Here is a 24,980-nt window from a genome sequence, read left to right as displayed (position 1 = left end):
GATCTCCGGCGTGATCATCGGTGTGCCGAAGGAAGTCAAGAACCACGAGTACCGCGTAGCGATCACGCCGATCGGCGTGCACGAGTTGGTCGCCCACGGCCACGAGGTCGTGATCGAGACCAGCGCCGGTCTCGGGTCGTCCGTGCCCGACGAGGAGTACGCCGCCGCGGGCGCGAAGATCCTCCCGGACGCCGACGCCGTGTGGAGCACGGCGGAGATGATCCTCAAGGTCAAGGAGCCGGTGGCCGAGGAGTACCACCGGATGCGGGAGGGCCAGACCCTCTTCACCTACCTCCACCTCGCCGCCGACAAGCCGCTGACCGAGGAGCTGCTGAAGCGCAAGGTCACCGGCATCGCCTACGAGACCGTGCAGCTGCCCTCCGGCGGCCTGCCGCTGCTCTACCCGATGTCGGAGGTCGCCGGCTGTCTCGCACCCCAGGTCGGGGCCCACGCGCTGCTCAAGGCCCAGGGCGGCCGGGGCGTGCTCCTCGGTGGCGTCGGCGGCGTCGCCAACGCCAAGGTCGTCATCATCGGCGCGGGCGTCTCGGGCCAGAACGCGGCCAACATCGCGCTCGGCATGGGGGCCGACGTGACCCTGCTCGACACCGACCTCGACAAGCTGCGGATGTCGTTCTGGCGCTACAACAACCGGGTCCACGGCCTGGCCTCCTCCAAGCTCGCGATCGAGGAGCAGGTCAAGCAGGCCGACATGGTCATCGGCGCGGTGCTGATCCCGGGAGCGGCCGCTCCCAAGCTGGTGTCCAACGACCTGGTCGCGCAGATGAAGCCCGGCTCGGTGCTCGTCGACATCGCCGTCGACCAGGGCGGCTGCTTCGAGGACACCCACGCCACCACGCACGCCGACCCGACGTACGCGGTGCACAACTCGATCTTCTACTGCGTCGCCAACATGCCCGGCGCGGTGCCGAACACCTCGACCTACGCGCTCACCAACGCCACGCTGCCCTACGCCGTCGCGCTGGCCGACAAGGGCTGGGCCCAGGCGTGCCGCGACGACCGCTCGCTCGCGCTCGGGCTCAACACCCACGGCGGACAGCTGACCAACGCCCCCGTCGGCGAGGCCGTCGGCATCGACGCCGTGGCGCTCGACGAGGTGCTCGCCTGATCCCGCTGCAGCGGGCCGTCGGCACCTACCTCGACCACCTGGGCATCGAGAAGGGGCTCGCCGCCAACACGCTCACGTCCTACCGCCGGGACCTGCGCCGCTACCTGGAGTTCCTGGCCGAGCAGGGGATCGAGCGGCTCGACGACATCTCGGAGGCGACCGTCACGTCGTTCCTCGTGCGGCTGCGCGAGGGCGACGCCGACCACCCGGCGCTGAGCTCGACGTCGGCAGCGCGGACGGTCGTCGCCGTCCGTGGGTTCCACAAGTTCGCCGTCTCCGACGGGATGACGAACGCCGACCCGGCCGCCGGCGTGAAGCCCCCGGCTCCGGCCAAGCGCCTGCCGAAGGCACTGCCGCTGGGCGACGTCGAGGCGATCCTCGGGGCCGCCGGCTCGCCCGGCACGTCGCTGGCCCTGCGCGACCGCGCGCTGCTCGAGGTCCTCTACGGCACCGGCGCACGGATCTCGGAGGCGACCGCCCTCGACGTGGACGACATCGACATCCACGACGTCGAAGGCGTCGTCCGGCTGCACGGCAAGGGCGGCAAGGAGCGGATCGTGCCGGTCGGCTCCTACGCGCGCGAGGCGCTGTCGGCGTACCTCGTGCGCGCCCGCCCCGACCTCGTCGGCGGCACCAGCACCCCCGCCCTCTTCCTCAACGCCCGCGGCGGCCGTCTCTCGCGCCAGTCCGCGTGGGCGGTGCTCCAGAAGGCCGCCGACCGGGCAGGCGTCACCAAGCACGTCTCGCCGCACACGCTGCGCCACTCGTTCGCCACGCACCTGCTCGACGGGGGCGCCGACGTCCGCGTGGTGCAGGAGCTGCTGGGGCACGCGTCGGTCACCACCACCCAGGTGTACACACTGGTCACCGTGGACAACCTGCGCGAGGTCTTCGCGACCGCCCATCCCCGAGCCCGCGATGTCTGACGCGACTACCGACCCCGGTGACCTCGCCTACGAGCGGATCCTCGCGTACGCCGAGAGCCGGGGCCTGGAGCTCTACCCGCACCAGGAGGAGGCGATCCTCGAGCTGCTCGCCGGCAACAACGTGGTGCTCGCGACGCCCACCGGCTCGGGCAAGTCGATGGTCGCGCTGGCCGCGCACATGGCGGCGCTCGCGAACGACCGGGTGTCGTTCTACACCGCGCCGATCAAGGCGCTGGTGAGCGAGAAGTTCTTCGACCTCTGCGCCGCGCTCGGCGCGGACAACGTCGGGATGCTCACGGGCGACGTCGCCGTCAACGCGGACGCGCCGGTGATCTGCTGCACGGCGGAGGTGCTCGCCAACATCGCGCTCCGTGAGGGGGCGCAGGCCGACGTCGGGCTCGTGGTGATGGACGAGTTCCACTACTACGGCGACCCGCAGCGGGGCTGGGCGTGGCAGGTGCCGCTGCTCGAGCTGCCGCAGGCCCAGCACCTGCTCATGTCGGCCACCCTGGGCGACGTCTCCGGCATCGCCGAGGACATCACCGCGCGCAACGGCCGGGAGACGGCGATCGTCGACGAGGCCGAGCGGCCGGTGCCGCTCACCTTCACCTGGTCGCTCGACCCCCTGCTGGAGCGGCTCGAGGAGATCGTCACCACCGGGCAGGGCCCGGTCTACGTCGTGCACTTCACCCAGGCCGCGGCGGTCGAGCAGGCGACCAGCCTGCTCAACGCGACGGCGTTCGACGCCGCGAAGGAGGCGCGCGCGGCGATCCAGGAGCAGCTGGCCGAGGTGCGGTTCGCCGCCGGCTTCGGCAAGACCCTGTCCAAGCTGCTGAGGCGGGGGATCGGCGTCCACCACGCGGGCATGCTCCCGCGCTACCGCCGGCTCGTGGAGCAGCTGGCGCAGCAGGGCCTGCTCACCGTCATCTGCGGCACCGACACCCTCGGCGTCGGCATCAACGTGCCGATCCGGACGGTGCTCTTCACCGGCCTGGCGAAGTTCGACGGGTCGCGCTCGCGGGTGCTGCGCACCCGGGAGTTCCTCCAGATCGCCGGCCGGGCGGGTCGCGCCGGGTTCGACACGGCGGGGTACGTCGTCGTCCAGGCGCCCGAGCACGTCATCGAGAACGAGAAGGCGAAGGCAAGATCCGAGGCGAAGAACGCCGCGTTGAGCGAAGCCAAGCGAGCGAAACGCGCGTCGAAGCCCAACCTTCGCAAGCCTCCGCCCGGGACGGTCGTCTGGACCGAGCAGACCTTCGACAAGCTGGTCGAGGGCAAGCCGGAGACCCTCAAGTCGCAGATGAGGGTCGACAACGCGATGCTCGTCAACGTGGTCTCCCGCGAGGAGGACGCGTTCCCGGTCATGCGCCGGTTGATGACGGAGAACCACGAGGACCGCAAGAGCCAGCTCAAGCTCGCCAAGCGGGCGGTGCGGCTGGCCAAGAGCCTGGTTGCCTCCGAGGTGCTCACCCGGCTCGACGAGGTCGACGAGCACGGCCGCCGGTACGTGCTCACCGAGGCGCTTCCCGAGGAGTTCGCGCTCAACCAGCCGCTGGCGCACTTCGCGCTCGCGGTGTTCGAGGTGCTCGACCCAGCGGCGACGACGTACACGCTGGACGTCCTCTCCGTCGTCGAGGCCGTGCTCGAGGCCCCGCGCCCGCTGCTCTACGCCCAGCAGCACGCGGCCCGCGGCGAGGCGATCGCGGCGCTCAAGGCCGACGGGGTCGAGTACGACGAGCGGATGGCCCTGATCGAGGACGTCACCTGGCCGCAGCCGCTGCTCGACCTGCTGGAGCCGCTCTACGAGACCTACCGCGAGCGCCACCCCTGGCTCTCGCCCGACGCGCTCGCCCCGAAGTCCGTCGTGCGGGAGATGTGGGAGCAGGGGATGGGGTTCACCGACCTGGTCTCCCGCTACCAGGTGGCCCGGTCCGAGGGGCTGGTGCTGCGCTACCTCACCGACGCCTACCGGGCGCTGCGGCAGACCGTGCCCGCCGTGCACAAGACCGAGGACCTCGAGACGATCATCGAGTGGCTGGGGGAGACCGTCCGTCAGGTCGACTCCTCGCTGCTCGACGAGTGGGAGGCCCTTAACGACCCGGAGCACGCCTCCCGGATCGTCACCGAGGGAGCACCGCCCCCGCCGCCGCGGCCGCTCACCCAGCAGGGCCGCGTCTTCGAGGTCATGGTCCGCAACGCGCTGTGGCGGCGGGTCGAGCTGGTCGCCCGCGACGACGTGCCCGCGCTCGCGGCCCTCGAGGACGAGCCCGACTTCACCGAGGCGCAGTGGGACGCCGCCCTGCAGGAGTACTACGCCGAGCACGACCGCGTGCTGACCGACGCCGACGCCCGCGGCCCGGCGCTGATCGACATCGACCGGAACCCCGAGGGCGGCGTGTGGCGGGTGACCCAGACCCTGCACGACCCGGCCGGACACCACGACTGGGTGATCGAGGCCGAGGTCGACCTGGGCGCCTCCGACGAGGCGGGCGAGGCGGTCGTGCGGACGGTCGCGATGCGTGCGCTGGGCGGCTGAGCCAGAAGGGACCAGAACATTCGACGCCCGGTGGTCATCCAACCGGCAACGAGACCAACCAGGTCTCCCAGCCAAGGAGTACCACCATGTTCACCAACGCCTTCAAGAGCCTGGGCCGCCAGTGGGTCGGGTTCCTCGCCCTGTTCTTCGTGCTCACGACGGGCAGCGCCTACGCGCTGGCCGGGCACAACACCGTGTTCAGCGACGACATCGTCAACGGCACGGTGAAGAGCATCGACGTCCGCGACGGCAGCCTCCGGGGGTCCGACGTCACCGACGACAGCCTCACCGGGTCGGACGTCGAGGAGTCGACGCTCACGACCGTGCCCGACGCCTCGACCGTCGGCGGCAAGTCGCCGAGCGACTTCCTCGACGCGTCCGTCTACAAGAAGGAGAGCACGATCGCGGCCGGTACCGACCACGGTGACGGGACCTTCATCATCTCGGTGTCCTGCGACCCCGGCGACGTACTGCTCTCGGGCGGACCGGCCAACGTCAACGGCACCAGCGACATGGTGGAGAGCTTCCCGACGCCGGGCACGACCAACGGCTGGACCGCCCGGATCCACAAGAACGGGCTGGCCGACAACTTCAGCGTCGTCCTGCTCTGCATCGACCAGGCCTGACCGGTCACGACCGGCCCGGTCGGAGAGTCGCTTCCCCGCGTGTCGCGGCCCGCGTCCGCAATGTCGCCGTGTCGACATTGTTGGATGGAGGAGTCCGGGGCCGTGGGGAAGCGGCCTCCAACCCAGTCGACGTGAGGTGAGGACGCAATGGTCGGTGGATTCGGCTCGTTTTCCGGAGGATCGAGTGCTCCTGACATGCCGCCGCGGGCAAGCATCCCGCAGCCGTCGTACGGGGACGACGTGACCACCCCGCGCACCGAGGAACCGCTCCAGTTCCCGCTGCCCGAGCGGGAGCCGGCTCCCGCGGAGGGCACGCGCGCTGCCGTGCAGACCAAGGAGACCGAGATCGGCCCCACCGGGCGGCCGATGCCGTTCCTGCCCGACCCCAAGCCGGTCGCCACCCACGGCAACGCGCGCGTGATCTCGATGTGCAACCAGAAGGGCGGCGTCGGCAAGACGACGACGACCATCAACCTGGGCGCCTCGCTCGCCGAGTACGGCCGAAAGGTGCTCCTCGTCGACTTCGACCCGCAGGGATCGCTGTCGGTCGGCCTCGGGCTCAACCCGCACGAGATGGACCTGACGGTCTACAACCTGCTGATGGACCCCGAGACCCGGCTCGACGAGGTCGTCGTGCCCTCGGGCGTGCCCGGCATGGACCTGCTGCCCTCCAACATCGATCTCTCCGCCGCCGAGGTGCAGCTCGTGCACGAGGTCGCCCGCGAGCAGACGCTCCAGCGCGTGCTCGCCCCGGCGATCGCGGAGTACGACGTCATCCTCATCGACTGCCAGCCCTCGCTCGGCCTGCTGACGGTCAACGCGCTCACCGCCTCGCACGGCGTGATCGTGCCGCTGGAGTGCGAGTACTTCGCGCTGCGCGGCGTCGCCCTGCTCAAGACGACGATCGACAAGGTGAAGGCGCGGCTCAACCCGGCCCTCGAGGTCGACGGCGTCCTCGGCACGATGTACGACGGCCGCACCCTGCACGGCCGCGAGGTGCTCGAGCGGCTCGTGCAGGCGTGGGGCGACAAGGTGTTCCACACCGTCATCCGTCGCACCGTGAAGTTCTCCGACTCCACCGTGGCCGGCGAGCCGATCACGTCGTACGCCTCCGGGTCGACCGGCGCCGGCGCCTACCGGCAGCTCGCCAAGGAGGTGGCACTGCGGTGCCTCGACGCGTGAGCCTGCCGGCGGCCGACGACCTGTTCCGGCCCACCTCCGACAAGCCGGCGGTCCGCGCCGTACCCGACAGCCCCGAGGACGCGCCCGCCGACGCACCGGCGAAGAAGTCCCGCGCGACGAAGGCCGCCCCGGCGCCCAAGGGTGCCAGCGGGCGGATCCGCCACGACGAGAAGATGACGGTCTACGTCACCGCCGACGAGCTGCTCGCCATCGAGCAGACGCGGTTGCGGCTGCGGGCCGAGCACGGCCTCGCGGTCGATCGCGGCCGGCTCGTCCGTGAGGCCCTCCACCTGGTGCTCGAGGAGTTCGAGGCCCACGGGGAGGACTCCGCGCTGGTCAGGCGCCTTCGAGCCTGATGCAGTGACCGAAGACGGCATGCCCGATGATGGCGGGGTGATGACCGAGGGGGACGCCGCGACCGAGCCGGGCACCGGCTTCGCGGTGCGCCTCGACAACTTCGAGGGCCCCTTCGACCTGCTGCTCAGCCTGATCTCCAAGCACAAGCTCGACGTCACCGAGATCGCGCTGTCGCAGGTCACCGACGAGTTCATCGCCCACATCAAGCGCCTGCCCGATCAGGACCTCGAGGAGACCACCTCGTTCCTGCTGGTCGCGGCGACCCTGCTCGACCTGAAGGCGGCACGCCTGCTCCCGCAGGGCGACGTCGAGGACGAGGAGGACCTCGCGCTGCTCGAGGCGCGCGACCTGCTGTTCGCGCGACTGCTCCAGTACAAGGCCTACAAGCTGGTCTCGTCCGTGCTCGACGAGCGGCTCCAGGCCGAGGCGCGGCGCTATCCCCGGTCGGTGGGGCTCGACGAGCGGTACGCCGGGCTGCTGCCGGAGGTCCTCATCGGCATCGGCCTCGACCAGTTCGCCGAGCTGGCGGCGAAGGCGCTGGCCCCCAAGCCCGAGGCCGAGCTCACCCTGCACCACATCCACGCGCCGGCGGTCAGCGTGCGCGAGCAGGCCGCGATCGTGATGGAGCGGCTGCAGCGCAGCGGAACCCTGACGTTCCGCGCGCTCTGCGGCGACGCGACCGACACCCTCACCCGGGTGGCGCGGTTCCTGTCCCTGCTCGAGCTCTACCGCGAGGGCGCCGTGGCGTTCGACCAGGTCACCGCGCTCGGGGAGCTGAGCGTGCGGTGGACGGGCAACGACGAGACCGACATCGACGCCATCGACGAGTTCGAGGGGGCGGACATGCTCCCGGAGGAAGCAGATGACTGACCAGACCACCGAGGACGAGACCCTCGCCGTACCCCTCGCCGACCTCCGCCCCGCCCTGGAGGCGGTGCTGATGGTCGCCGACCAGCCGCTCGACGAGCTCACCCTGGCCACCACGGTCGGCTACCCGCCCGGTGAGGTCACCGACGCGCTGGCGGCGCTGGCAGGGGAGTACGACGAGCAGGGACGCGGCTTCGAGCTGCGCAACGTCGCCGGTGGCTGGCGGTTCTACACCCGCGAGGAGTACGCGCCCGTCGTCGAGTCCTTCGTCCTCGAGGGGCAGCAGGCCCGGCTCACCCAGGCCGCGCTCGAGACCCTCGCCGTCGTCGCCTACCAGCAGCCGGTCTCCCGGGCTCGGGTGTCCGCGGTCCGCGGCGTCAACGTCGACGGCGTGATGCGCACGCTGCTCAACCGCGGCCTGGTCGAGGAGGCCGGCCAGGACGGCGAGCACGGCGCCACGCTCTACCGCACCACGTCGTACTTCCTGGAGCGCATCGGCATCGTCTCCCTCGACGAGCTGCCGGAGCTGGCGCCGTACCTCCCGGAGATGGCCGACATGGAGGAGGAGCTGGCTGAGGCGGCGGCAAGCGACGCAAGCACGGAGCCGGCGAGCGAAGCGATGCCGGCTCCCGCTTCCCCCGCCGAAGGCGAGCAGTGACCCGCCAGATCGACACCGACGACGAAGGCCTGGTCCGGCTCCAGAAGCTGCTGGCCCAGTCGGGCGTCGCCTCCCGTCGCAAGTGCGAGGAGCTGATGCTCGAGGGCGAGGTCGAGGTCGACGGCGAGGTCATCACCCGCCTCGGCACCAAGGTCGACCCGCGCACCGCGGTGATCAAGGTGTCCGGCAAGCGGCTGCCGCCGATCAGCGACCACGCCTACCTGGTGCTCAACAAGCCGCGCGGCGTGGTCTCCTCGATGGCCGACGAGCAGGGCCGCAAGGACCTCTCCTCACTGGTCGCCGACCGCCCGGAGCGGCTGTTCCACGTCGGCCGCCTCGACACCGACACCTCCGGCCTGCTGCTGCTCACCAACGACGGCGACTTCGCCCACCGGATGGCGCACCCGTCGTTCGAGGTGGAGAAGACCTACGTCGCCGAGGTCGCCGGCCGTGTCTCGAAGGGGACGATCGCCGACCTGCTCGCCGGCGTGACCCTCGACGACGGCCCGGTGCAGGTACGCCGCGCCCGCGTCGTCGACACCGCCGCTGATCGCACGATCGTCGAGCTGGTCATCCACGAGGGCCGCAACCGGATCGTGCGACGGCTGCTCGACCACGTCGGGCACCCGGTCAAGGTGCTGACCCGCACCCAGTTCGGGCCGGTCGTGCTCGGCAAGCTCCCGGTCGGCGCGATGCGCGACCTCACCGACGCCGAGCTCGGCGACCTGCTGGAGCTGGTCGGTCTCTAGGTCCCCGGCGCCGTCGGTGACCGCGGCTACCGTGGTCGGCGTGTACCACGCACCGCCGGTGCCGGCCGCCCTGCGGCCCTACGTCGCGAGCCGCGTCGCCTACGACGTCGACTTCGGCCGGCCGGGTGTGCACCGGGGGCTGCCGTCGACGACGCTGGCGTTCGTCCTGCCGGTCGACGAACGGCTGCGGGTGGGCTGGGCCGGCGCGGACGACCAGCACGCCGCGTGGTCGTCGCTCTCGGGCCTCCACGTCGCGCCGGCGGCCGTCCACCACGACGGTGTCCAGCGCGGCATCCAGCTCGCGCTCACCGTCGCCGGTGCCCGCGCGCTCCTCGGCCTGCCCGCGGGGGAGCTCGCCGGCGCCCTCACCGATCTCGAAGAGGCGGTCCCGGAGCTGGCCGACCTCCCCGCCCGCGTCCACGACGCCGCGACCTGGCCGGCCCGCGTCGCGCTGGTCGACCGGGCCCTGCTGTCACTGCTGCGCAGGGACGCGTCCGGCGTACGACGCGAGGTCGCGCACGCGCTCGCGGCCCTCACCCACGGAGCGCGGGTCGAGGCGGTGGCCGACGAGGTCGGCTACAGCCGGCGCCGGCTCTCGACCCTGGTGCGCGCGGAGTGCGGCCTCACGCCTGTCGGCTACCGACGACTCGGCCGGTTCGAGGAGGCGCGAGCGCTGCTCGGCCACCGGCCCCTCGCGGAGGTGGCCGCCCGGTGCGGCTACTCCGACCAGGCCCACCTGAGCCGCGAGTGGACCGAGCTCGCGGGGTGCTCGCCGACCACGTGGCTGCGCGAGGAGTTCCCGTTCGTTCAAGACGTCGGGCCCGGCGACGACGCAGGCTCGGACTCATGACTGACGACACCTCGACCACCGCGGCCGCCGTACGCATGTGGCCCGCCCTGTCCTTCCGTGACGCCGAGGCGGCGATGGCGTGGCTCCGCGCCGTCGGCTTCACCGAGCACGCGACGTTCCGCGACGACGACGGCACCGTCGTCCACGCCGAGTGGCTGTGGCCCGAGGGTGGCGGGATCATGTTCGGCGCCGACACGACCGGGATCGTGCGCAACGCCGGCGGGTCGGCGATCTACCTGGTCACCGCTGACCCCGACGGCGCCTTCGCCCGCGCCGTCGAGGCGGGAGCGACCGTCCAGCGCGAGCTGAGGGACGAGGGCTACGGCGGCCGCGGCGGCAGCGTCCTCGACGCCGAGGGCAACCACTGGTCCTTCGGGTCCTACCAGCCGGGAGCCTGAGACCCCGCGCCACTAGCCTGTCTCCCGTGACTCAGCAGGGCATCGAGCCGGTCGAGGTCGTCGGCACCGGCCTGATCGGTACGTCGGTCGCGCTCGCCTGCCGCCGTGCCGGCGTCGAGGTGCTGCTCTCCGACGCCGAGCACGGCCACGTGCGCACCGCGTCCGGGCTGGGCGCGGGCCGCGCCCGCACCGAGAGCGACGAGCCCCGGCTGGTGGTCGTCGCCGTGCCTCCGGACCACCTGGGCGAGGCGATCCGCGCCGCGCTCGACGCGGCCGGGCCGCAGACCGTGGTCACCGACGTCGGCAGCGTGAAGACCGCGCCGCTCGAGGCCGTGGCGGGACACCCCCGGCTGAGCCGCTACGTCGGCAGCCACCCGATGGCCGGCAGCGAGCGCTCGGGGCCGCTGGCCGCGTCGGCCAGCCTGTTCGACGGCCGCCCGTGGGCGATCTGTCCAGGCAGTGACGCCGCCTCCGATGCCGAGCGCGCTGTCGAGCGCCTGGTGGAGGTCTGCGGCGCGGTGCCGGTGCGGTTGAGCCCGGCCGAGCACGACCGCGCCGTCGCCCGGACGTCGCACGTGCCGCACCTGCTCGCCGCGCTCGTCGCCGGTACGCTGACCGGCGCGGCGCCGGAGCACCTCGCGCTCTCCGGGCAGGGCGTGCGCGACGTGACCCGCATCGCCGGGGGAGACCCGGTGCTCTACAGCCAGATCATCGGCGGCAACAAGCACGCGGTGATCGACGTGCTGGGCGAGATCCGCCAACGCCTGGACCTCGCGCTGGAGGCGCTCGAGAGCGGACGCCGGGTCGAGCTCGAGTCCCTCCTGATGCACGGGGTGACCGGCACCCTGGCGATCCCGGGCAAGCACGGCGGACCGCCGCGGCCGACCGCGGCCGTCCACGTCGCCCTGCCCGACCACCCGGGCGAGCTGGCGCGGCTGTTCGGCGACGTCGGCGAGATCGGCGTCAACATCGAGGACGTGCGCATCGACCACGACCCGGGGCGCCCGGTCGGCCTGGTCGAGCTCGACGTCGCGGCCGAGAGCGCCGACGTGCTCAGGGACGCCTTGGAATCGAGGGGTTGGGACTCCCACCGATAGGATTGCTGCCCGTGAACGCAGGTGGCATGGGCTCGATCGTGGTGGCCGTCGACGGTACGTCGGGTTCCGGCAAGTCCAGCACCTGCCGGGGCGTGGCCGACCGGCTCGGCCTGCGCTACCTCGACACCGGCGCGATGTACCGCGCGATGACCTGGTGGATGCTCCAGCACGGCGTCGACGTCCACGACACCGAGGCGGTCGCGGCGTACGCCGAGAAGCCCACCCTCGTCTCCGGCACCGACCCGCTCGCGCCGACGATCTCCGTCGACGGCGCCGACGTCTCGGTGGAGATCCGCAGCGACGAGGTCAACGCCGCCGTGTCCCCGGTGAGCACGGTTCCCGCCGTCCGTGAGCGGCTGGTCACGCTCCAGCGGGAGATCATCGGCGAGGGCGGCATCGTGGTCGAGGGCCGCGACATCGGCTCGGTCGTGTGGCCCGACGCCGAGCTCAAGGTCTACCTGACCGCCGACCCCGCCGCCCGGGCGACCCGGCGCGCGCTCGAGAGCGGCTCGACCGACGCCGAGCGGATCGCCGCCACCGAGGCCTCCCTGCTCAACCGCGACCGCATCGACTCCGGTCGCGCGGTCGCACCGCTGACGATGGCCGACGGTGCCGTCCACGTCGACAGCACGGACCTGACCCTGGACGAGGTGATCGACCTGGTGGCCGGTCTGGTGGCGGAGCGGGTGTGACCACCCACGCCGACCGGCCGCGCACCGACGGCGTCCGGTCCCCGGCGACCTTCTGGCTCTACCGCTTCCGGTGGTTCGGGCGCTTGGTCATCCGGCGGAGGTACGACGTCCGCGTGCTCCACGCGGAGCGGTTCCCCGCCGACGGGCCGGTCATCGTCGCGGCCAACCACATCGGCGTCATCGACGGCCCGCTGCTCGCGATCTTCGCGCCGCGGCCGGTGCACGCGTGGACCAAGATCGAGATGTTCAAGGGCCTCCTCGGCCGCTTCCTCTCGGCCGTGGGCCAGATCCCGCTCGACCGGTTCCGCTCCGACCCGCTCGCGGTGAAGGTGGCGCTCCGGACGCTGCGCGACGGCCGGGTGGTCGGCGTGTTCCCGGAGGGCACCCGCGGCAACGGGGAGCTCGACACCTACCACCGCGGCGCGGCGTACCTCGCCCTCGTGACCGGCGCCCCCGTGCTTCCGCTCACGTTCATCGGCAGCCGGGAATCAGGCGGCAGCAGCGGATCGTTGCCGAAGAAGGGCGCCCGGATCCACATGGTGGTCGGCGACCCGGTGCGCATCGACGCCGTACCGTGGCCGCGGACACCCGCTCTCGTCGAGAAGGCGACCCTCGACCTGCACCGACGGATGCTTGCCGGCATCCAGGCCGCACTGGCGGAGACCGGCCGGGCTCTTCCCGGCCCGCTCCCCACGAACGACCCGGCACTCGACCCCGACGAAGGACCCTGATGACTGACGCTGAGCTCGAACCGACGACCACCGGCCCGGTGCCGGTGCTGGCGGTGATCGGTCGGCCCAACGTCGGCAAGTCGACGCTGGTCAACCGCATCCTCGGCCGCCGTGAGGCGGTCGTCGAGGACATCCCGGGCGTCACCCGCGACCGGGTCTCCTACGACGCCGTGTGGAACGGCCGTGCGTTCACCGTCGTCGACACCGGCGGCTGGGATCCCGACGCGCGCGGCATGGCCGAGCGGATCGCCGCCCAGGCCGAGATCGCGATCGGCCTGGCCGACGCGACGCTGTTCGTCGTCGACGCGACGGTCGGCATCACCGACGCCGACGAGGCGGTCGTCAAGATCCTGCGCAAGTCCGGCAAGCCGGTCATCCTCGCGGCCAACAAGGTCGACGACGAGCGCGCCGAGGCCGAGGCCTACGGGCTGTGGAACCTCGGGCTGGGCGAGCCGTTCCCGGTCTCCGCCCTGCACGGCCGCGGCTCGGGCGACCTGCTCGACGCGGTGCTGAAGGCGCTGCCGGAGCCGCCGCCCGAGCGGGAGCAGGAGCTCGGCGGCCCGCGCCGGATCGCGATCGTCGGTCGCCCCAACGTGGGCAAGTCCTCGCTGCTCAACAAGCTGGCCGGCGAGGAGCGGGTCGTCGTCGACAACGTCGCCGGCACCACCGTCGACCCGGTCGACGAGCTGGTCGACCTCGGCGGGCGCACCTGGCGGTTCATCGACACCGCCGGCATCCGCAAGCGGGTCAAGGAGGCCTCCGGGCACGAGTACTACGCCTGGCTGCGCACCTCGACCGCGATCGAGCGCGCCGAGCTGTGCGTGCTGGTGCTCGACTCGTCGCAGTCGATCGCCGAGCAGGACATGCGGATCCTCCAGGAGGTGCGCGAGGCCGGCAAGGCGCTCGTCATCGCCTTCAACAAGTGGGACCTCGTCGACGACGAGCGGCGCTACTACCTCGACCGCGAGATCGAGCGTGACCTGGTGCAGGTGCAGTGGGCCCCGCGGGTCAACATCACCGCCCGCACCGGCTGGCACATCGACCGGCTGGTGCCCGCGCTCGACAAGGCGCTCGAGGGCTGGGAGACCCGGGTCTCGACCGGCGCGCTCAACGCGTTCCTCGGCCGGATCGTCGCCGAGCACCCGCACCCGGTGCGCAGTGGCAAGCAGCCGAAGATCCTGTTCGGCACCCAGGCCCAGACCTCGCCGCCCACGTTCGTGCTGTTCACCTCGGGCAAGCTCGACCAGGGCTACGAACGGTTCGTGGAGCGGCGGCTGCGCGAGGAGTTCGGCTTCGCCGGTACGCCGATCGTGCTCAACGTCCGCCCGCGGGAGAAACGCAAGAGGTAGCCCGCCGGTCGACCTCGGCCGGGGATGAGGCCGGCTTGAATTGATCGAACATCTGTTCGATCATGGACGGGTGAGTGCGCAGCCCGTCGACGTGTCGCCCCTGGCGGTGGTCGAAGGCCTGCGCGAGAAGATCCGCCACCTCGAGGGCGGTCCGGCGCGGCTGTCGGTGCCGGTCCACCCGGTGCTCAAGGGGCTGGTGCAGCTGCGCGCCGGAGCCAGCTATGCCGTCGACTCCGCCTCGCTGGCGCTGGCGATGGCAGCCGGCGCGTCAGCGGCAGGGGAGTGGGTCGGCTTCGCCGGCTGGCCCGACTTCGGCGCCGAGGCGGCCGACCAGTGGGGCATCGACCTCGCGCGCACGGTGCTGGTGCCCGAGCCCGGCGAGCACTGGCTGGAGGTGACCGCCGCCCTCGTCGACGTGCTGCGCGTCGTCGTTCTGGCGCCGACGGGCACCGTCGACGCGAAGTCCGCGTCGATCATCGAGGCAAGGCTCAGGTCACGTTCGGCGGTTCTCGTCAGTCTCGGTCCGTGGCCGCGCTGCGAAGCAGCGCTGTCGACCGAGGCCACGCTCTGGACCGGCACCGACCGTGGCCACGGCCGGCTCCGCGAGCGGCAGGTCCGCGTCGCCGTACGCCAGGGAGGGCGGCCGCCGAGGCGTGCCGACCTCCTGTTCCCGGTCTAGCGATGCGCACGCTCGTCGTCTGGTGCCCGGACTGGCCGGTGGTCGCGGCCCTCGCCGAGGCCGCCGAGGGCGGCGCCGCGGTCGAGCCCGGTGCCCCGGCCGCGGTGCTCGCCAACAACGTGGTCGAGGTCTGCAACGGGCCGGCCCGCGCCGAGGGCGTACGCCGCGGGCAACGCCGTCGTGACGCGCAGGCGCGCTGCCCCGAGCTGCTCCTGCTCCCGGCCAACCCCGATCGCGACGCCCGGTCGTTCGAGCCGGTGCTGACCATGGTCGAGGAGCACCGGCCGGGCGTCGCGCCGATCCGGCCCGGGCTGCTGGCGCTGCCCGCTCCCGGCCGCTACTTCGCCAGCGGCGGGGTGAGCGGTGAGGAGGCGGCCGCCGCGCTGCTCGCGGAGGTGCTCGTCGGGGCGGGCGTGTGGGACTGCAGGTTCGGGGTCGCCGACGACCTGTTCACCGCCGAGCAGGCGAGCAAGCAGGCCCTGCCCCAGGGCTGCGTGGTCGTCGAGAGGGGCGGGGCGCCCGCCTTCCTGGCGCCGCTCCCGGTGGGCGTCCTGGCCGACGACGGCCAGCAGGGGCGCGACCTCGCCGACCTGCTGCGGCGCCTCGGCCTGCCCACCCTCGGCGACCTCGCCCGGCTCAGCGCTGCGGAGATGACCGACCGGTTCGGCTCGTACGGCGCCCTGGTGCACCGCCGGGTTACCGGCCGCGCCGAGGAGCGGCTCGCGTCGCGGACGCCGCCGCCGGAGCTCACCTGCGAGATCGCGTTCGAGCCGCCGCTGGAGTCCGCCGAGGCCGTCACGTTCAGCGTGCGCACCACCGCCGAGCGGTTCGTCGCGGGACTCGCCGACCGGCAGCTGGTCGCGACCTCGGTGCGCATCGAGGCCGAGTGCGACGGCGTGGTCACCTCGGCGCGCACCTGGCTGCACCCGCGCTGCTTCACCTCCCGCGACCTGGTCGACCGGGTGCACTGGCAGCTCCAGGCAGGCATGCCGACGTCGGGCCTGCGGAGCCGCAAGGACGCCGGCACGATCGGCGCCCCGGTCGAGCGGATCCGCTTCCTGCCCGACACGGTGGAGCCGGCCGGCGACCACGCCGACGGGCTGTGGGGCGGCGGTGCCGACGAGGCCGTCGTCCGCGGCGTCGCCCGGGTGCAGGCGATGGTCGGCTACGACGCCGTACGAGTGCCCGTGCTGCAGGGCGGGCGCGGCGCGCGCGACCGGCAGGCGATGGTGCCGTGGGGCGAGCGGGCAGTCGGCCTGCGCCCGCTGGAGCAGCCGTGGCCGGGCCGGATCCCGGGGCCAGCGCCCGCCCGGGTGTTCTCGTCGCCGCCCGCCGCCGAGGTCGTCGACGAGAGCGGTAGGCCGGTGGCGGTGACTGAACGCGGGGTGGTGACGGGGGAGCCGTGGCGGTTCCGCGCCCGGGGCGCACGGCCCGACCTCCCGTGGCAGCCGGTCGCCTCCTGGGCCGGGCCGTGGCCGGTCGACGAGGGCTGGTGGCTGGCCGCTGAGCCCGATGCCGAGCACGGCCGGTCGGCCCGGTTCCAGGTCGTCGGGGTCGACGGGCGTGCCTGGCTGATGCGCTGGCGGGCGACGGGCTGGGAGGTAGAGGCGGGCTACGACTGAGGTCTACCCTCGATCCATGGTGGACACCGCTCCTGTCACGAAGAACCTGAAGGCCCTCCAGGGCGCGCTCGAGCACAGCCTGACCATCCAGCGCGTCAAGGTGCAGGAGATCGTCGACGAGCTCGTCACGCGCGGCACCCTCAGCCGCGCCGAGGCCGACCGCCTGCTGAACCGGCTGCTCGCCAGCAGCAAGGACTACTCGGCCGCTCTGCTGGCCGTGCTCGACACCGTCAGCTCCGAGACCCGCAAGACGCTCGGCGCCGGGCTCGAGGCCGGCCTGGCCCCGGTCATGGCCACGGCGAGCAAGGTCGTCGAGACGGTCAAGGCCGCCCCCAAGCTGGTGGGTGCGAAAACGCCGAAGACGCCGAGCAAGCCCGCTGCGCGCAAGCCTGCCGCGGCCAAGCCTGCCGCGGCCAAGCCGTCTCCGTCGTCGACGACCGCCGCCGACCCCATCGCCGGCTACGACGACCTGACCGTCGCTCAGCTCAAGCCGAAGCTCGCCGGGCTCACCCCCGCCGACCTCCGCAAGGTCAGGACCGTCGAGACCTCCGGCAAGCGCCGCAAGGGCGTGCTCGACGAGATCGCCCGCCTCCTGAAGGACTGAGCGACTCCAAGGATTTCCGGCGGGCGCGCCAACTTGCCGGAGATATTCGTCCGACGTAGCGTGGAAGCACCGGTGACGTCCGTCACTCGGGAGCACTAGCGGGAGGACGAGATGTTCGAGGAAGGCCAGCTCTACTCTCCGGTGACGACCGCCGACGACGGCACCGTGACGGTGCACCTCGGCGACGACCACCCGGGCGTCAACGACCCCGACTACCGCGCCCGGCGCAACGAGATCGCCGCGGTCTCGATGAGCTGGTCGCCGGGCCAGCCGGTGCCGCGCATCGACTACACCGAGACCGAGCACGAGGTGTGGCGCACGGTCTGCGAGCACATCGCCCCGTTGCACGAGAAGTACGCGTGCCGCGCCTACCGCGACGCCGTACGCGCGCTCGACCTGCCGCGCGACCGGGTCCCGCAGCTCGACGAGGTGACCACCGGGCTCCAGGCGCTGACCGGCTTCTCCTATGTCCCCGCCGCCGGGATCGTGCCGCTGGAGGAGTTCTACGGTTCGCTCGAGGACGGCGTGTTCCACTCCACGCAGTACCTGCGCCACCACGCCGTACCCCTCTACACGCCCGAGCCCGACCTGATCCACGAGGTGATCGGCCACGGCAACCTGCTGGCCGACCCGCAGATGGCCGAGCTCAACCGGCTCGCCGGCGCGGCCGCCCGGCGCTGCGAGACCAAGGCCGGGCTCCAGGTGGTCGCCGACGTCTTCTGGTTCACCGTCGAGTTCGGTGTCCTCCACGAGGGCGGGGAGCTGCGCGCGTACGGCGCCGGCATCCTCTCGTCGTACGGCGAGATCGAGGAGTTCCGCGGGATGCAGATCCGGCCGATCGACTTCGCCGCGATGGCGACGATCGACTACGACATCACGCACTACCAGCCGGTGCTGTTCGCGGCGGAGTCGTTCGACCACCTGATCAACGACGTCGGCGCGTTCTTCGCGAGCTGCGACGACGACACCCCGGGACGGCTGGGCGTGTCGTCGGCGGCCTCGGCTTGAATGCCCGTGTGACCCGAAGCGTGAACCTCCACGTCATTCTCTGGCCGATCAACCCCTGGCCGGAGATGGCCGAGACCTGGAAGCGGGCCGAGGAGCTGGGATTCGCGGGCGCGTGGCTCTACGACCACCTGGCGTGGCGGGGGCACTCGCCATGGGACGACGCCTACGCGAGCCTGGCCGCGGGAGCGGCGATCACGTCGTCGATCCGGCTCGGCACGCTCGTCACCTCGCCCAACTTCCGCACGCCGATCCCGACCGCGTCGGCGGTGCGAACGATTGACCGCATCTCCGGGGGCCGGCTGACGCTCGGCATCGGTGCGGGTGGGGAGAAGCACGAGTCCGACGGCGACGTGCTCGGGATTGAGTGGACGCCGAAGGAGCGGGCCGACCGGTTCGCGGAGTGGGTGACCCACCTCGACGCGATGCTCACCGAGAAGACCGTCTCGCTCTCCGGTGCGTACTGGTCGGCGCGCGAGGTGACCATCGCGCCCGGCCTCGTCCAGCACCGGCCACCGTTCTGGATCGCCGGCAACGGCCCGCGCGGGATGGCTCTTGCGGCGCGCCACGGCCAGGGCTGGATCGCCAACCCGCAGACCGACCAGCCGCTCGCCGAGGTGACCGCCCAGGTCGCGAAGGTGGGCCAGCGCTACGCCGACGCGGGCCGCGACTTCACCCGGGTGCCGCGGCTGCTGCTGACCGGCTTCACCGAGGAGCCGTGGCTGGAGTCGCCCGACGCGTTCGACGACCTCGCCGGGCGCTACGCGGAGGCCGGCATCACCGACGTCGCGATCCACTGGCCACGACCGGGCTCCGAGTGGGACGCCGACATGAGCGTCTTCGAGGAGATCGCGACCCGCACCACCGGCGCCTGACGATCCGTCAGAACTCCGTCGTGCCGCGCAGCCGCCTCGGCCGCCCGTCGGGGTCGTAGAGGAACCGGTACGCCGGCCGCGCCCACGCCCGCGTGCGCGCTGGCAACCTGTCCGGGACGTGCGGTCGCGCCCGCCCCTGCTGCGCACGGGAACGCTCGGTCCACAGTCGCAGGGCGCCCGCGACGTCGGTGAGGCGCGGGTCGTCCTCGGGGAGGCCGAGGTGCTCGGCCCACAGCGACGTGCGCAGCCGGCGGGGGAGCTCGCCGTCGGTGTCGACGATCGCGCACGTCAGCTCGGAGTCGTGGGTCCAGGACCGGAGGTTGAGGTTGTCGGACCCGACGGTCATCCACTCGTCGTCGACCACGCAGACCTTCGCGTGCACGTAGATGGGCGTGCTGGCAGCGTTCTCGAGGTCGAACATCGCGAACCGGTCACCGCCCGCCGCGTGCAGCATCTCCCAGGCGAGGCGCTGCCCGTAGATCATCGGCGGGCCGCTCACCCGGTTGTCCTCCTCGGGATAGCGCGGCACCACGGCGATCACGTGGAGGAGCGGCTTGCTGCGCAGCGCATCGGCGAGCGTGGTGGCGACGACGTCGGACCAGAAGTACTGGTCCTCGATGTAGACCAGCCGCTCGGCGCGCTCGAACGCCCGGGAGTAGGCCCGCGCGACCGACCGCTCGCCCTCCGGCGCGAAGGGGTACGGCGGGCGCTTGCTCGGGTAGGTCCGGAGGAGCTGCACCTGGTGCGGGCCCGCCTCGGGAGGCGGGTCCCACCGCTGGGGGAGGTCCTCGGGGTGCCGCGGCATGTGCTCGAGCCGGTGCCTGAGCGCGCGGTAGGGGTTGCGGTGGTCGACGGGCGTCGGGTCGTCCCACCGCTCCGCGAAGGTGTCGAGGACGTGGGACACGGCCGGTCCGCGGATCTCGACCATCGCGTCGTGCCACGGAGGCGTGTCGCCGTACCTCTTGTCCAGGGGCGGCGCCTGCGGGTCACCACGGTGGTCCGCGTCGTCCCGGCGCCCGTGGCAGAGGTCGATGCCGCCGATGAACGCCGCGTCCTCGGCAGGCCGGCCCTTCCGCCGTACGACGAAGAGCTTCTGGTGGTGGGACCCGCCGCGGCGCACCCGCTCGTCGAGGATGGCCTCGCCGCCGCTCTCGTTGATGAGGGTGCCGAGGTGCTCGTTCTCCTGGGCGTTGAGGTGGCCCTTGTCGGAGTGCGAGCGCCACAGCAGGGCGCGCACCTCGACGCCGCGCTTGCCTGCCGCGGTCAGCAGCTCGCCCACCGTGGGGCCGTCGGCGGTCAGGCGCTCGTCGGAGTCGCCGCGCCAGTCGGTGAGGAAGATCCGGTCCTCCGCGGTCGTGGCCTCGATGGCCTCCACCAGGCGCTCGAAGTAGGTCGCCCCGTGGACGTGCGGGATGACGAGGTTCCCCGAGGTCCACGGCCGCTCGGTGGCGGGGAGGAACCAGTCGCTCACCCGGCCAGATTCTCAGGACTGGAGGGTGTCGGCCAAGAGACTGGGGCGAGCGGGGTGGGGTACTGCGAGGGCACGGCTGCGACGGATCCGCGCCGGGAGGGAGGCGTCGCGTGGCACTCGTGACGGAGGTGCTGCTCGTCAGCGGCGTCGCGCTGGACCTGGTCGGGGCGGGCGTGCTCGCGCACGCGCACAACGCGGAGTCGATCGTCGAGCTGCGCGACGAGATCGGGGAGGAGGGCGCGGCGCTCGGCGAGCCCGATGAGCTCTCCACCCACGCCAAGCTGCTCGCCGAGAAGCGGATCGGGTTCCTGCTGCTCACGGTCGGGCTGCTGCTCTACCTGATGGGCCTGGTCCTCAAGAGCAGCGAGAGCACGGCCCTGATCGGGACGGTCGCGGGATGTGCCGTGGTGGGCGGCCTGGTCGTCAGCGTGGTGTTCACCCGCGTGGTCGGCGGCCGGGTGCACGCGCAGGCGCGGCAGGCGGAGGCTCAGGACGACCCGGAGGCGCTGCCGGAGCAGTGAGTACGCCGGCCGCGGAGGCGTTCTGTCAGCGTGCCTGCGTGACCTCGTAGCGAAGCAGCACGACCCCGGACCGGAACGTCTGCGACTCCAGCAGCTCGAGCCGCGGGAACACCGTGCCGTCGGCGACCAGTCCTCGCCCGCGTCCCTGAACGGCGGGGAAGACCAGCAGACGGATCTCGTCGACCAGCCCGGCAGCCAGCACGGCGTGAGCGAGCGTGATGCTCCCGGTCAGGCTGATGTCGTCGCCGTCGGCGTCCTTGAGCCGCCGTACCTCCTCGATCGGGTCGCCGGAGAGGATCGTCGAGTTGTGCCACCCCGGATCGGTCATCGTCGTCGAGACGACGTACTTCTGCACCCGGTCGAGGTAGGCACCCGCGGGCTCGTCGGTGTGGTCGGGCCAGTAGCCGCGGAAGTCCTCGAACGTCTGCCGGCCCAGCAGGACCGCGTCCGACGACGCACCCAGGCGGTCCATCGCGTCGAGCCAGTCCTGGATCTCGCCCTCCGGCGACGGGTCGAACCAGTCGTCGAGCATCTCGATCCGGCCGTCGGCCGTGATGTTCTCGGTGAGCAGCAAGCGACGCATCACTCCGGTCTACCACCGGCGGGAAGGCGATCGCCAGCGCAAGCGTTGGTGCGAGCGTGAGGCTCTCCCTGCTCGACCGCTCGAGGACGCGCGCCGGGGAGCCCGACGGCGACGCGATCGCGGCCACCGTCGCCCGCGCCGTGCACGCGGAGCGGGTCGGCTACGAGCGGTTCTGGGTGGCCGAGCATCATGCGGTGCCCGGCATCGCCTCCGCCACTCCGGCCGTGCTGCTGGCCGCGATCGGAGCACGGACGTCACGCATCCGGATCGGCTCCGGCGGCGTGATGCTGCCGTTGCACCAGCCGCTGGTCGTCGCCGAGCAGTTCCTCGTCCTCGACGCCCTGCACCCCGACCGCGTCGACCTCGGCGTCGGGCGTTCGCTCGGATTCACCCCACCGGTGCGCCGTGCGCTCCGCCGGGAGCTCGAGGCCGCGGAGACGTTCGAGGACGACCTGGCGGAGCTGCGCGGCTACCTCGACGCCACGGCCGAGGTCACGGCACGCCCGGCCGCTCGCCGGCCGGTCCCTCTCCACCTGCTCGCGACCGGCCGGGGGATCGAGGTCGCCGCCCGGTTCGGGTTGCCCGTGGTGATCGGCGGTCCGGTGCTGGGATCGGACGAGCTTGCTGGCGCGCTGACGCGGTACCGGCGCGAGTTCCGCCCGCACCGCGGCAGCACCCCGCGGGTCACGATCTCGCTCGACGTGATGGTCGCCGACGACGACGCCACCGCCCGCGACCTGGCCCTGCCCGAGGCGTGGGCGATGGCGATGTCGCGACGGACCGGCGAGTTCCCGCCGCTCCAGCCCGTGGCGACCATCCGCGGAGTGCCCTGGCCGGCACAGGTGGAGCGACGGGTCGAGACTGCCCTCGACCGGGCCGTCGCGGGCAGCCCGGCGACGGTACGCCGGCAGCTGGACCGACTCGTCGAGCGCACCGGCGCCGACGAGCTGCTGGCCAGCACCTCGACGTACAACCGCGACGCGCTGCTCGCGTCGGACCGGATGCTGCGGGACCTCGTGGGCTAGCGGCCCTGGCGGATCTGCAGGCGGTTGCCGTCGGGGTCGAGGAACTGGGCGACCGAGCCCCACTCGAACTCGAGCAGGTCGGAGACGAACTCGACGCCCTTGGACTTCAGGTCGTCGTAGGTCTTCTGGATGTCGTCGGTCTCGATGGTGATCGACGCCGGCGGACGTCCCATCGCCGGCTCGGCCTGCCCCGGCGTCCCGGGCCAGAGGACCAGCATGAACTCGTCGCCCTCGACGCCGACAGTGAGGAACCGCGGCCCGTCGGGTGTCTCGTTGTCGTTGCGCTTCTCCATGCCGAGGACGTTCGTGTAGAAGTCCAGAGCCTTGTCCTGGTCGCTGACGAGCACGCTCGTGTAGAACACCTTCTCCAGCATTGCTTTCCTCCTGGGTTCGTGGTCGGTGCAATGAAGACACGCCGCGACCCCCGGATGTGACAACGGGATGAGCGGGCTCGCACCCTGTGCTCTCAGCGCTGGGCGGCCGGGACGTGTGCGGCGAGGAAGGTGATCTGGTCGGCGACGACGGTGTCGAAGTAGGGGTCGAGGTAGGGCTCGAAGTGCAGGCAGTCGTAGGTGCGGATCTCGCCCTTCGGGATCCGCTGGGCCGCCTTCAGCGCGACATCGAACGGCGTGACAGTGTCGCGCTCGGCGATCTGGACCAACGTGGGCGCGGTGATCCTGTGGGCTCGCCGGCCGGGCGAGTAGAACGGCACGCGCAGGGCGATCCGTGCGGCCACGTCGTTCTCTGCAAGCAGTTCCTCGTATCGGTCGCCGGCGAGACGAATAGCCATCGGCGCCGCGTCCGGAGAGGTCATCATGGCGACCTCGCCCGGATAGCCGGCCGCCGGGACTCGGTAGGGCTGGCGGCCGACCAGCGCACGGACCTGGTCCCGCACGCCCGCAGAGATCAGCCGGGCGACGAGGCTCGGTGGTTGGGAGAACGCTGACGCCGGGCCGCTGATGTGCGGGACCTGCGCGATGACGGCAGCGACGTCGTGGTCCTCCGCAGCCAGGTGCAGTGCGTGGCCCCCGCCGAACGACGTGCCCCACAGCACCACTCGACTCGTGTCGACGTCCCCGAGCTCGCGGGCGTAGGCGACGGCGGCGCGCCAGTCGAGCTGCTGGGCGCGGATATCGAGCACCCGCCGGGGCTCACCCGCGCTGTCGCCCCACCCGCGGTAGTCGAAGACCAGCACCGCGTAGCCGGCCTCGGCGAACCGGGCGGCGTACGCGTCCAGGCGCAACGCCCGCATGGCGGCGAACCCGTGCGCCATGACGATGACTGGCGGGGTCGTCGCGCCGGTCGGGCGGTACAGCCATGCCGCGCACGCCGTTCCGTGGGAGTCGAACGTGACGTCGTCACGGGTGTAGCCGCTCATCTGTAGTTCCCCTCAGATTTGTTGAATGCCACTCAAGATGCCGCCGCTCGGACCGTAGCAAGCCTCTTGAACGTTATTCAAGGAATCTCTTGGATGGTGTTCAAGACCACAGGTAGGGTGTGCGTCGTGCCCGCGAACAAGCGCCAGCAGGACCGTGAGGAGAAGCGCGCAGAGCTCCTCGCCGAAGCCCGCCGGTTGTTCATCGAGCACGGCTACGAGGGCACCTCGATGGCGGCGCTGGCGAAGGCCGCCGGGGTCGCGGGGAACACCATCTACTGGTACTTCGCGGACAAGGACGACGTGTTGGTCGCCGTGCTCGATGCGGTGTTGAGCGACGCGCTGGCCGAGTACGAGGAGGTCGCGGCCGCGCCCTTGGAAGATCAGCTCGGGTGGGTGGTCCGGCGACTGCAGCAGATGCACCGCCTGGTCAACACCGTCCACTCGAGGGCCGCGCACTCGCCTGCCGTCGACGCATGGCACACCGGGTTCCACCAGATCACCGAAGGAATGTTCCGCGCGACCCTCGAACGGGCCGGCGTCGACCACGCCGACATCGACGCCGAGGTCAAGATCGGCGTCTTCGCCGTCGAAGGACTGCTCACCCACGGACTCGACGACGCCCAGCAACAGGCGATTTGCAGGCGGCTCGCCCGCCAGTGGACCACGCATGACCACGCCGGGCGGCCCTAGGCAGACGCCCGGTCGTCGGCAGGACCGCCACGACGACGGCAGATGAGTGCGAATCCAGTGCCACACTCCATGGATGGCAACGGCTCGCACGACTCGCTATCAGTGCTGCGTGTGCGGTGACCCCGCCACGCTGAGTGCCCCGGACTATGTCGAGCTGACCGTGCAGGCTCCTGACTTGGACGGTCATCAGTGGCTTGGAGCGCACCGCAGTTGTCTCAACCGCGTCTTCAACGTCGAGATCATCATCGGCGAGTGACGCTCGCCCCAGCTTGGCATGCCCGGATGCTCGCAGCGAACCGCTTGTCGTCCACAGGGAGCGGATCGGTGTCCGGTTCCCACACGAGGTGATCTGGCACACGGCTGCGTGTCGAGGGCGGTTCCTA

General features: G+C 71.9%; 28 protein-coding genes. 24 read left to right on the top strand and 4 right to left on the bottom strand.

What is annotated here, in order from left to right:
• Window positions 1-10: 10 nt before the first annotated feature.
• The 20 genes from ald to HNR19_RS10980 all read left to right on the top strand — a co-directional run bounded on the left by ald (window position 11) and on the right by HNR19_RS10980 (window position 18,929).
• Entirely contained in the window at window positions 11-1,126 is a 1,116-nt protein-coding gene (gene ald / locus HNR19_RS11075; protein ID WP_179667975.1) for an alanine dehydrogenase, read from the top strand.
• Complete coding sequence (gene xerD / locus HNR19_RS11070; RefSeq protein ID WP_425490732.1) at window positions 1,126-2,052, top strand: site-specific tyrosine recombinase XerD; 927 nt, start codon at window positions 1,126-1,128, stop codon at window positions 2,050-2,052. The genes ald and xerD overlap by 1 nt, the downstream gene beginning before the upstream one ends.
• Complete coding sequence (locus HNR19_RS11065) at window positions 2,045-4,588, top strand: DEAD/DEAH box helicase (protein ID WP_179667974.1); 2,544 nt, start codon at window positions 2,045-2,047, stop codon at window positions 4,586-4,588. The genes xerD and HNR19_RS11065 overlap by 8 nt, the downstream gene beginning before the upstream one ends.
• Before the next feature lie 86 nt (window positions 4,589-4,674).
• Window positions 4,675-5,214, top strand: coding sequence for a hypothetical protein (locus tag HNR19_RS11060; protein WP_179667973.1), 540 nt, complete (start codon window positions 4,675-4,677; stop codon window positions 5,212-5,214).
• A gap of 195 nt (window positions 5,215-5,409) precedes the next feature.
• Window positions 5,410-6,396: a ParA family protein gene (locus tag HNR19_RS11055; protein WP_179667972.1), complete on the top strand. Its 987-nt coding sequence runs from the start codon at window positions 5,410-5,412 to the stop codon at window positions 6,394-6,396.
• The gene (locus HNR19_RS11050; protein ID WP_179667971.1) at window positions 6,381-6,752 is read left to right on the top strand and encodes a hypothetical protein; all 372 of its coding nucleotides are present in this window, start codon (window positions 6,381-6,383) and stop codon (window positions 6,750-6,752) included. The genes HNR19_RS11055 and HNR19_RS11050 overlap by 16 nt, the downstream gene beginning before the upstream one ends.
• A 4-nt stretch (window positions 6,753-6,756) precedes the next feature.
• A complete protein-coding gene (locus tag HNR19_RS11045) occupies window positions 6,757-7,623 on the top strand; it encodes a segregation and condensation protein A (protein ID WP_425490664.1) in 867 nt (288 codons plus the stop codon).
• Window positions 7,616-8,278 carry an SMC-Scp complex subunit ScpB gene (gene scpB / locus HNR19_RS11040; RefSeq protein ID WP_179667970.1) on the top strand — a complete coding sequence of 221 codons (663 nt, stop codon included), beginning with the start codon at window positions 7,616-7,618 and terminating at the stop codon, window positions 8,276-8,278. The genes HNR19_RS11045 and scpB overlap by 8 nt, the downstream gene beginning before the upstream one ends.
• Window positions 8,275-9,027: a pseudouridine synthase gene (locus HNR19_RS11035; RefSeq protein WP_179667969.1), complete on the top strand. Its 753-nt coding sequence runs from the start codon at window positions 8,275-8,277 to the stop codon at window positions 9,025-9,027. The genes scpB and HNR19_RS11035 overlap by 4 nt, the downstream gene beginning before the upstream one ends.
• A gap of 40 nt (window positions 9,028-9,067) precedes the next feature.
• The gene (locus HNR19_RS11030) at window positions 9,068-9,877 is read left to right on the top strand and encodes a helix-turn-helix domain-containing protein (protein ID WP_179667968.1); all 810 of its coding nucleotides are present in this window, start codon (window positions 9,068-9,070) and stop codon (window positions 9,875-9,877) included.
• Window positions 9,874-10,275: a VOC family protein gene (locus HNR19_RS11025; RefSeq protein WP_179667967.1), complete on the top strand. Its 402-nt coding sequence runs from the start codon at window positions 9,874-9,876 to the stop codon at window positions 10,273-10,275. The genes HNR19_RS11030 and HNR19_RS11025 overlap by 4 nt, the downstream gene beginning before the upstream one ends.
• 26 nt (window positions 10,276-10,301) lie before the next feature.
• Window positions 10,302-11,372: a prephenate dehydrogenase gene (locus HNR19_RS11020; protein WP_179667966.1), complete on the top strand. Its 1,071-nt coding sequence runs from the start codon at window positions 10,302-10,304 to the stop codon at window positions 11,370-11,372.
• A gap of 11 nt (window positions 11,373-11,383) precedes the next feature.
• A complete protein-coding gene (gene cmk, locus HNR19_RS11015; RefSeq protein WP_425490663.1) occupies window positions 11,384-12,064 on the top strand; it encodes a (d)CMP kinase in 681 nt (226 codons plus the stop codon).
• Window positions 12,061-12,795 (top strand): 1-acyl-sn-glycerol-3-phosphate acyltransferase, encoded by a 735-nt coding sequence (locus tag HNR19_RS11010; RefSeq protein WP_179667965.1) that lies wholly within the window; start codon window positions 12,061-12,063, stop codon window positions 12,793-12,795. The genes cmk and HNR19_RS11010 overlap by 4 nt, the downstream gene beginning before the upstream one ends.
• Window positions 12,795-14,144, top strand: a complete 1,350-nt coding sequence (gene der / locus HNR19_RS11005; RefSeq protein ID WP_179667964.1) for a ribosome biogenesis GTPase Der — start codon at window positions 12,795-12,797, stop codon at window positions 14,142-14,144. Before HNR19_RS11010 ends, der begins: the two co-directional genes overlap by 1 nt.
• 70 nt (window positions 14,145-14,214) lie before the next feature.
• Window positions 14,215-14,823 carry a hypothetical protein gene (locus tag HNR19_RS11000; protein ID WP_179667963.1) on the top strand — a complete coding sequence of 203 codons (609 nt, stop codon included), beginning with the start codon at window positions 14,215-14,217 and terminating at the stop codon, window positions 14,821-14,823.
• A gap of 2 nt (window positions 14,824-14,825) precedes the next feature.
• Complete coding sequence (locus HNR19_RS10995) at window positions 14,826-16,445, top strand: DNA polymerase Y family protein (RefSeq protein ID WP_179667962.1); 1,620 nt, start codon at window positions 14,826-14,828, stop codon at window positions 16,443-16,445.
• Between the two features lie 16 nt (window positions 16,446-16,461).
• Entirely contained in the window at window positions 16,462-17,049 is a 588-nt protein-coding gene (locus tag HNR19_RS10990; protein ID WP_179667961.1) for a hypothetical protein, read from the top strand.
• Between the two features lie 111 nt (window positions 17,050-17,160).
• On the top strand, window positions 17,161-18,057 hold the full coding sequence (locus HNR19_RS10985; protein WP_179667960.1) for a phenylalanine 4-monooxygenase: 897 nt from the start codon (window positions 17,161-17,163) through the stop codon (window positions 18,055-18,057).
• 8 nt (window positions 18,058-18,065) lie between these two features.
• On the top strand, window positions 18,066-18,929 hold the full coding sequence (locus tag HNR19_RS10980) for an LLM class flavin-dependent oxidoreductase (protein WP_343047149.1): 864 nt from the start codon (window positions 18,066-18,068) through the stop codon (window positions 18,927-18,929).
• A gap of 7 nt (window positions 18,930-18,936) precedes the next feature.
• Here the strand turns inward: HNR19_RS10980 and HNR19_RS23525 are convergent, their stop codons facing one another.
• On the bottom strand, window positions 18,937-20,400 hold the full coding sequence (locus tag HNR19_RS23525) for a phospholipase D-like domain-containing protein (protein ID WP_179667959.1): 1,464 nt from the start codon (window positions 20,398-20,400) through the stop codon (window positions 18,937-18,939).
• Between the two features lie 110 nt (window positions 20,401-20,510).
• Between HNR19_RS23525 and HNR19_RS10970 the strand changes: the two genes are divergently transcribed.
• Entirely contained in the window at window positions 20,511-20,921 is a 411-nt protein-coding gene (locus HNR19_RS10970) for a hypothetical protein (RefSeq protein ID WP_179667958.1), read from the top strand.
• Window positions 20,922-20,946: 25 nt separating this feature from the next.
• On the opposite strand, the gene HNR19_RS10965 is transcribed toward HNR19_RS10970, so the two are convergent.
• Window positions 20,947-21,504 (bottom strand): dihydrofolate reductase family protein, encoded by a 558-nt coding sequence (locus HNR19_RS10965; protein WP_179667957.1) that lies wholly within the window; start codon window positions 21,502-21,504, stop codon window positions 20,947-20,949.
• Between the two features lie 56 nt (window positions 21,505-21,560).
• Here HNR19_RS10965 and HNR19_RS10960 point away from each other — a divergent pair, with 56 nt between their 5' ends.
• A complete protein-coding gene (locus HNR19_RS10960) occupies window positions 21,561-22,529 on the top strand; it encodes an MsnO8 family LLM class oxidoreductase (RefSeq protein ID WP_179667956.1) in 969 nt (322 codons plus the stop codon).
• On the opposite strand, the gene HNR19_RS10955 is transcribed toward HNR19_RS10960, so the two are convergent.
• Complete coding sequence (locus HNR19_RS10955) at window positions 22,526-22,903, bottom strand: VOC family protein (protein ID WP_179667955.1); 378 nt, start codon at window positions 22,901-22,903, stop codon at window positions 22,526-22,528. The genes HNR19_RS10960 and HNR19_RS10955 overlap by 4 nt on opposite strands.
• Before the next feature lie 92 nt (window positions 22,904-22,995).
• Window positions 22,996-23,907, bottom strand: a complete 912-nt coding sequence (locus HNR19_RS10950) for an alpha/beta hydrolase (RefSeq protein ID WP_179667954.1) — start codon at window positions 23,905-23,907, stop codon at window positions 22,996-22,998.
• A gap of 126 nt (window positions 23,908-24,033) precedes the next feature.
• On the opposite strand from HNR19_RS10950, the gene HNR19_RS10945 reads away from it, so the two are divergent.
• Together HNR19_RS10945 and HNR19_RS10940 are read left to right on the top strand one after the other, a co-directional pair.
• Window positions 24,034-24,597, top strand: coding sequence for a TetR family transcriptional regulator (locus HNR19_RS10945; RefSeq protein WP_218910212.1), 564 nt, complete (start codon window positions 24,034-24,036; stop codon window positions 24,595-24,597).
• A 73-nt stretch (window positions 24,598-24,670) separates the two neighbouring features.
• The gene (locus HNR19_RS10940) at window positions 24,671-24,853 is read left to right on the top strand and encodes a hypothetical protein (RefSeq protein ID WP_179667952.1); all 183 of its coding nucleotides are present in this window, start codon (window positions 24,671-24,673) and stop codon (window positions 24,851-24,853) included.
• Window positions 24,854-24,980: the final 127 nt, after the last annotated feature.

It is taken from the genome of Nocardioides thalensis, from assembly GCF_013410655.1.
Classification (GTDB): domain Bacteria; phylum Actinomycetota; class Actinomycetes; order Propionibacteriales; family Nocardioidaceae; genus Nocardioides; species Nocardioides thalensis.
The sequence above is the reverse complement of the archived record's forward strand: the minus strand, read 5'-3'. Positions and strand labels throughout refer to the sequence as shown.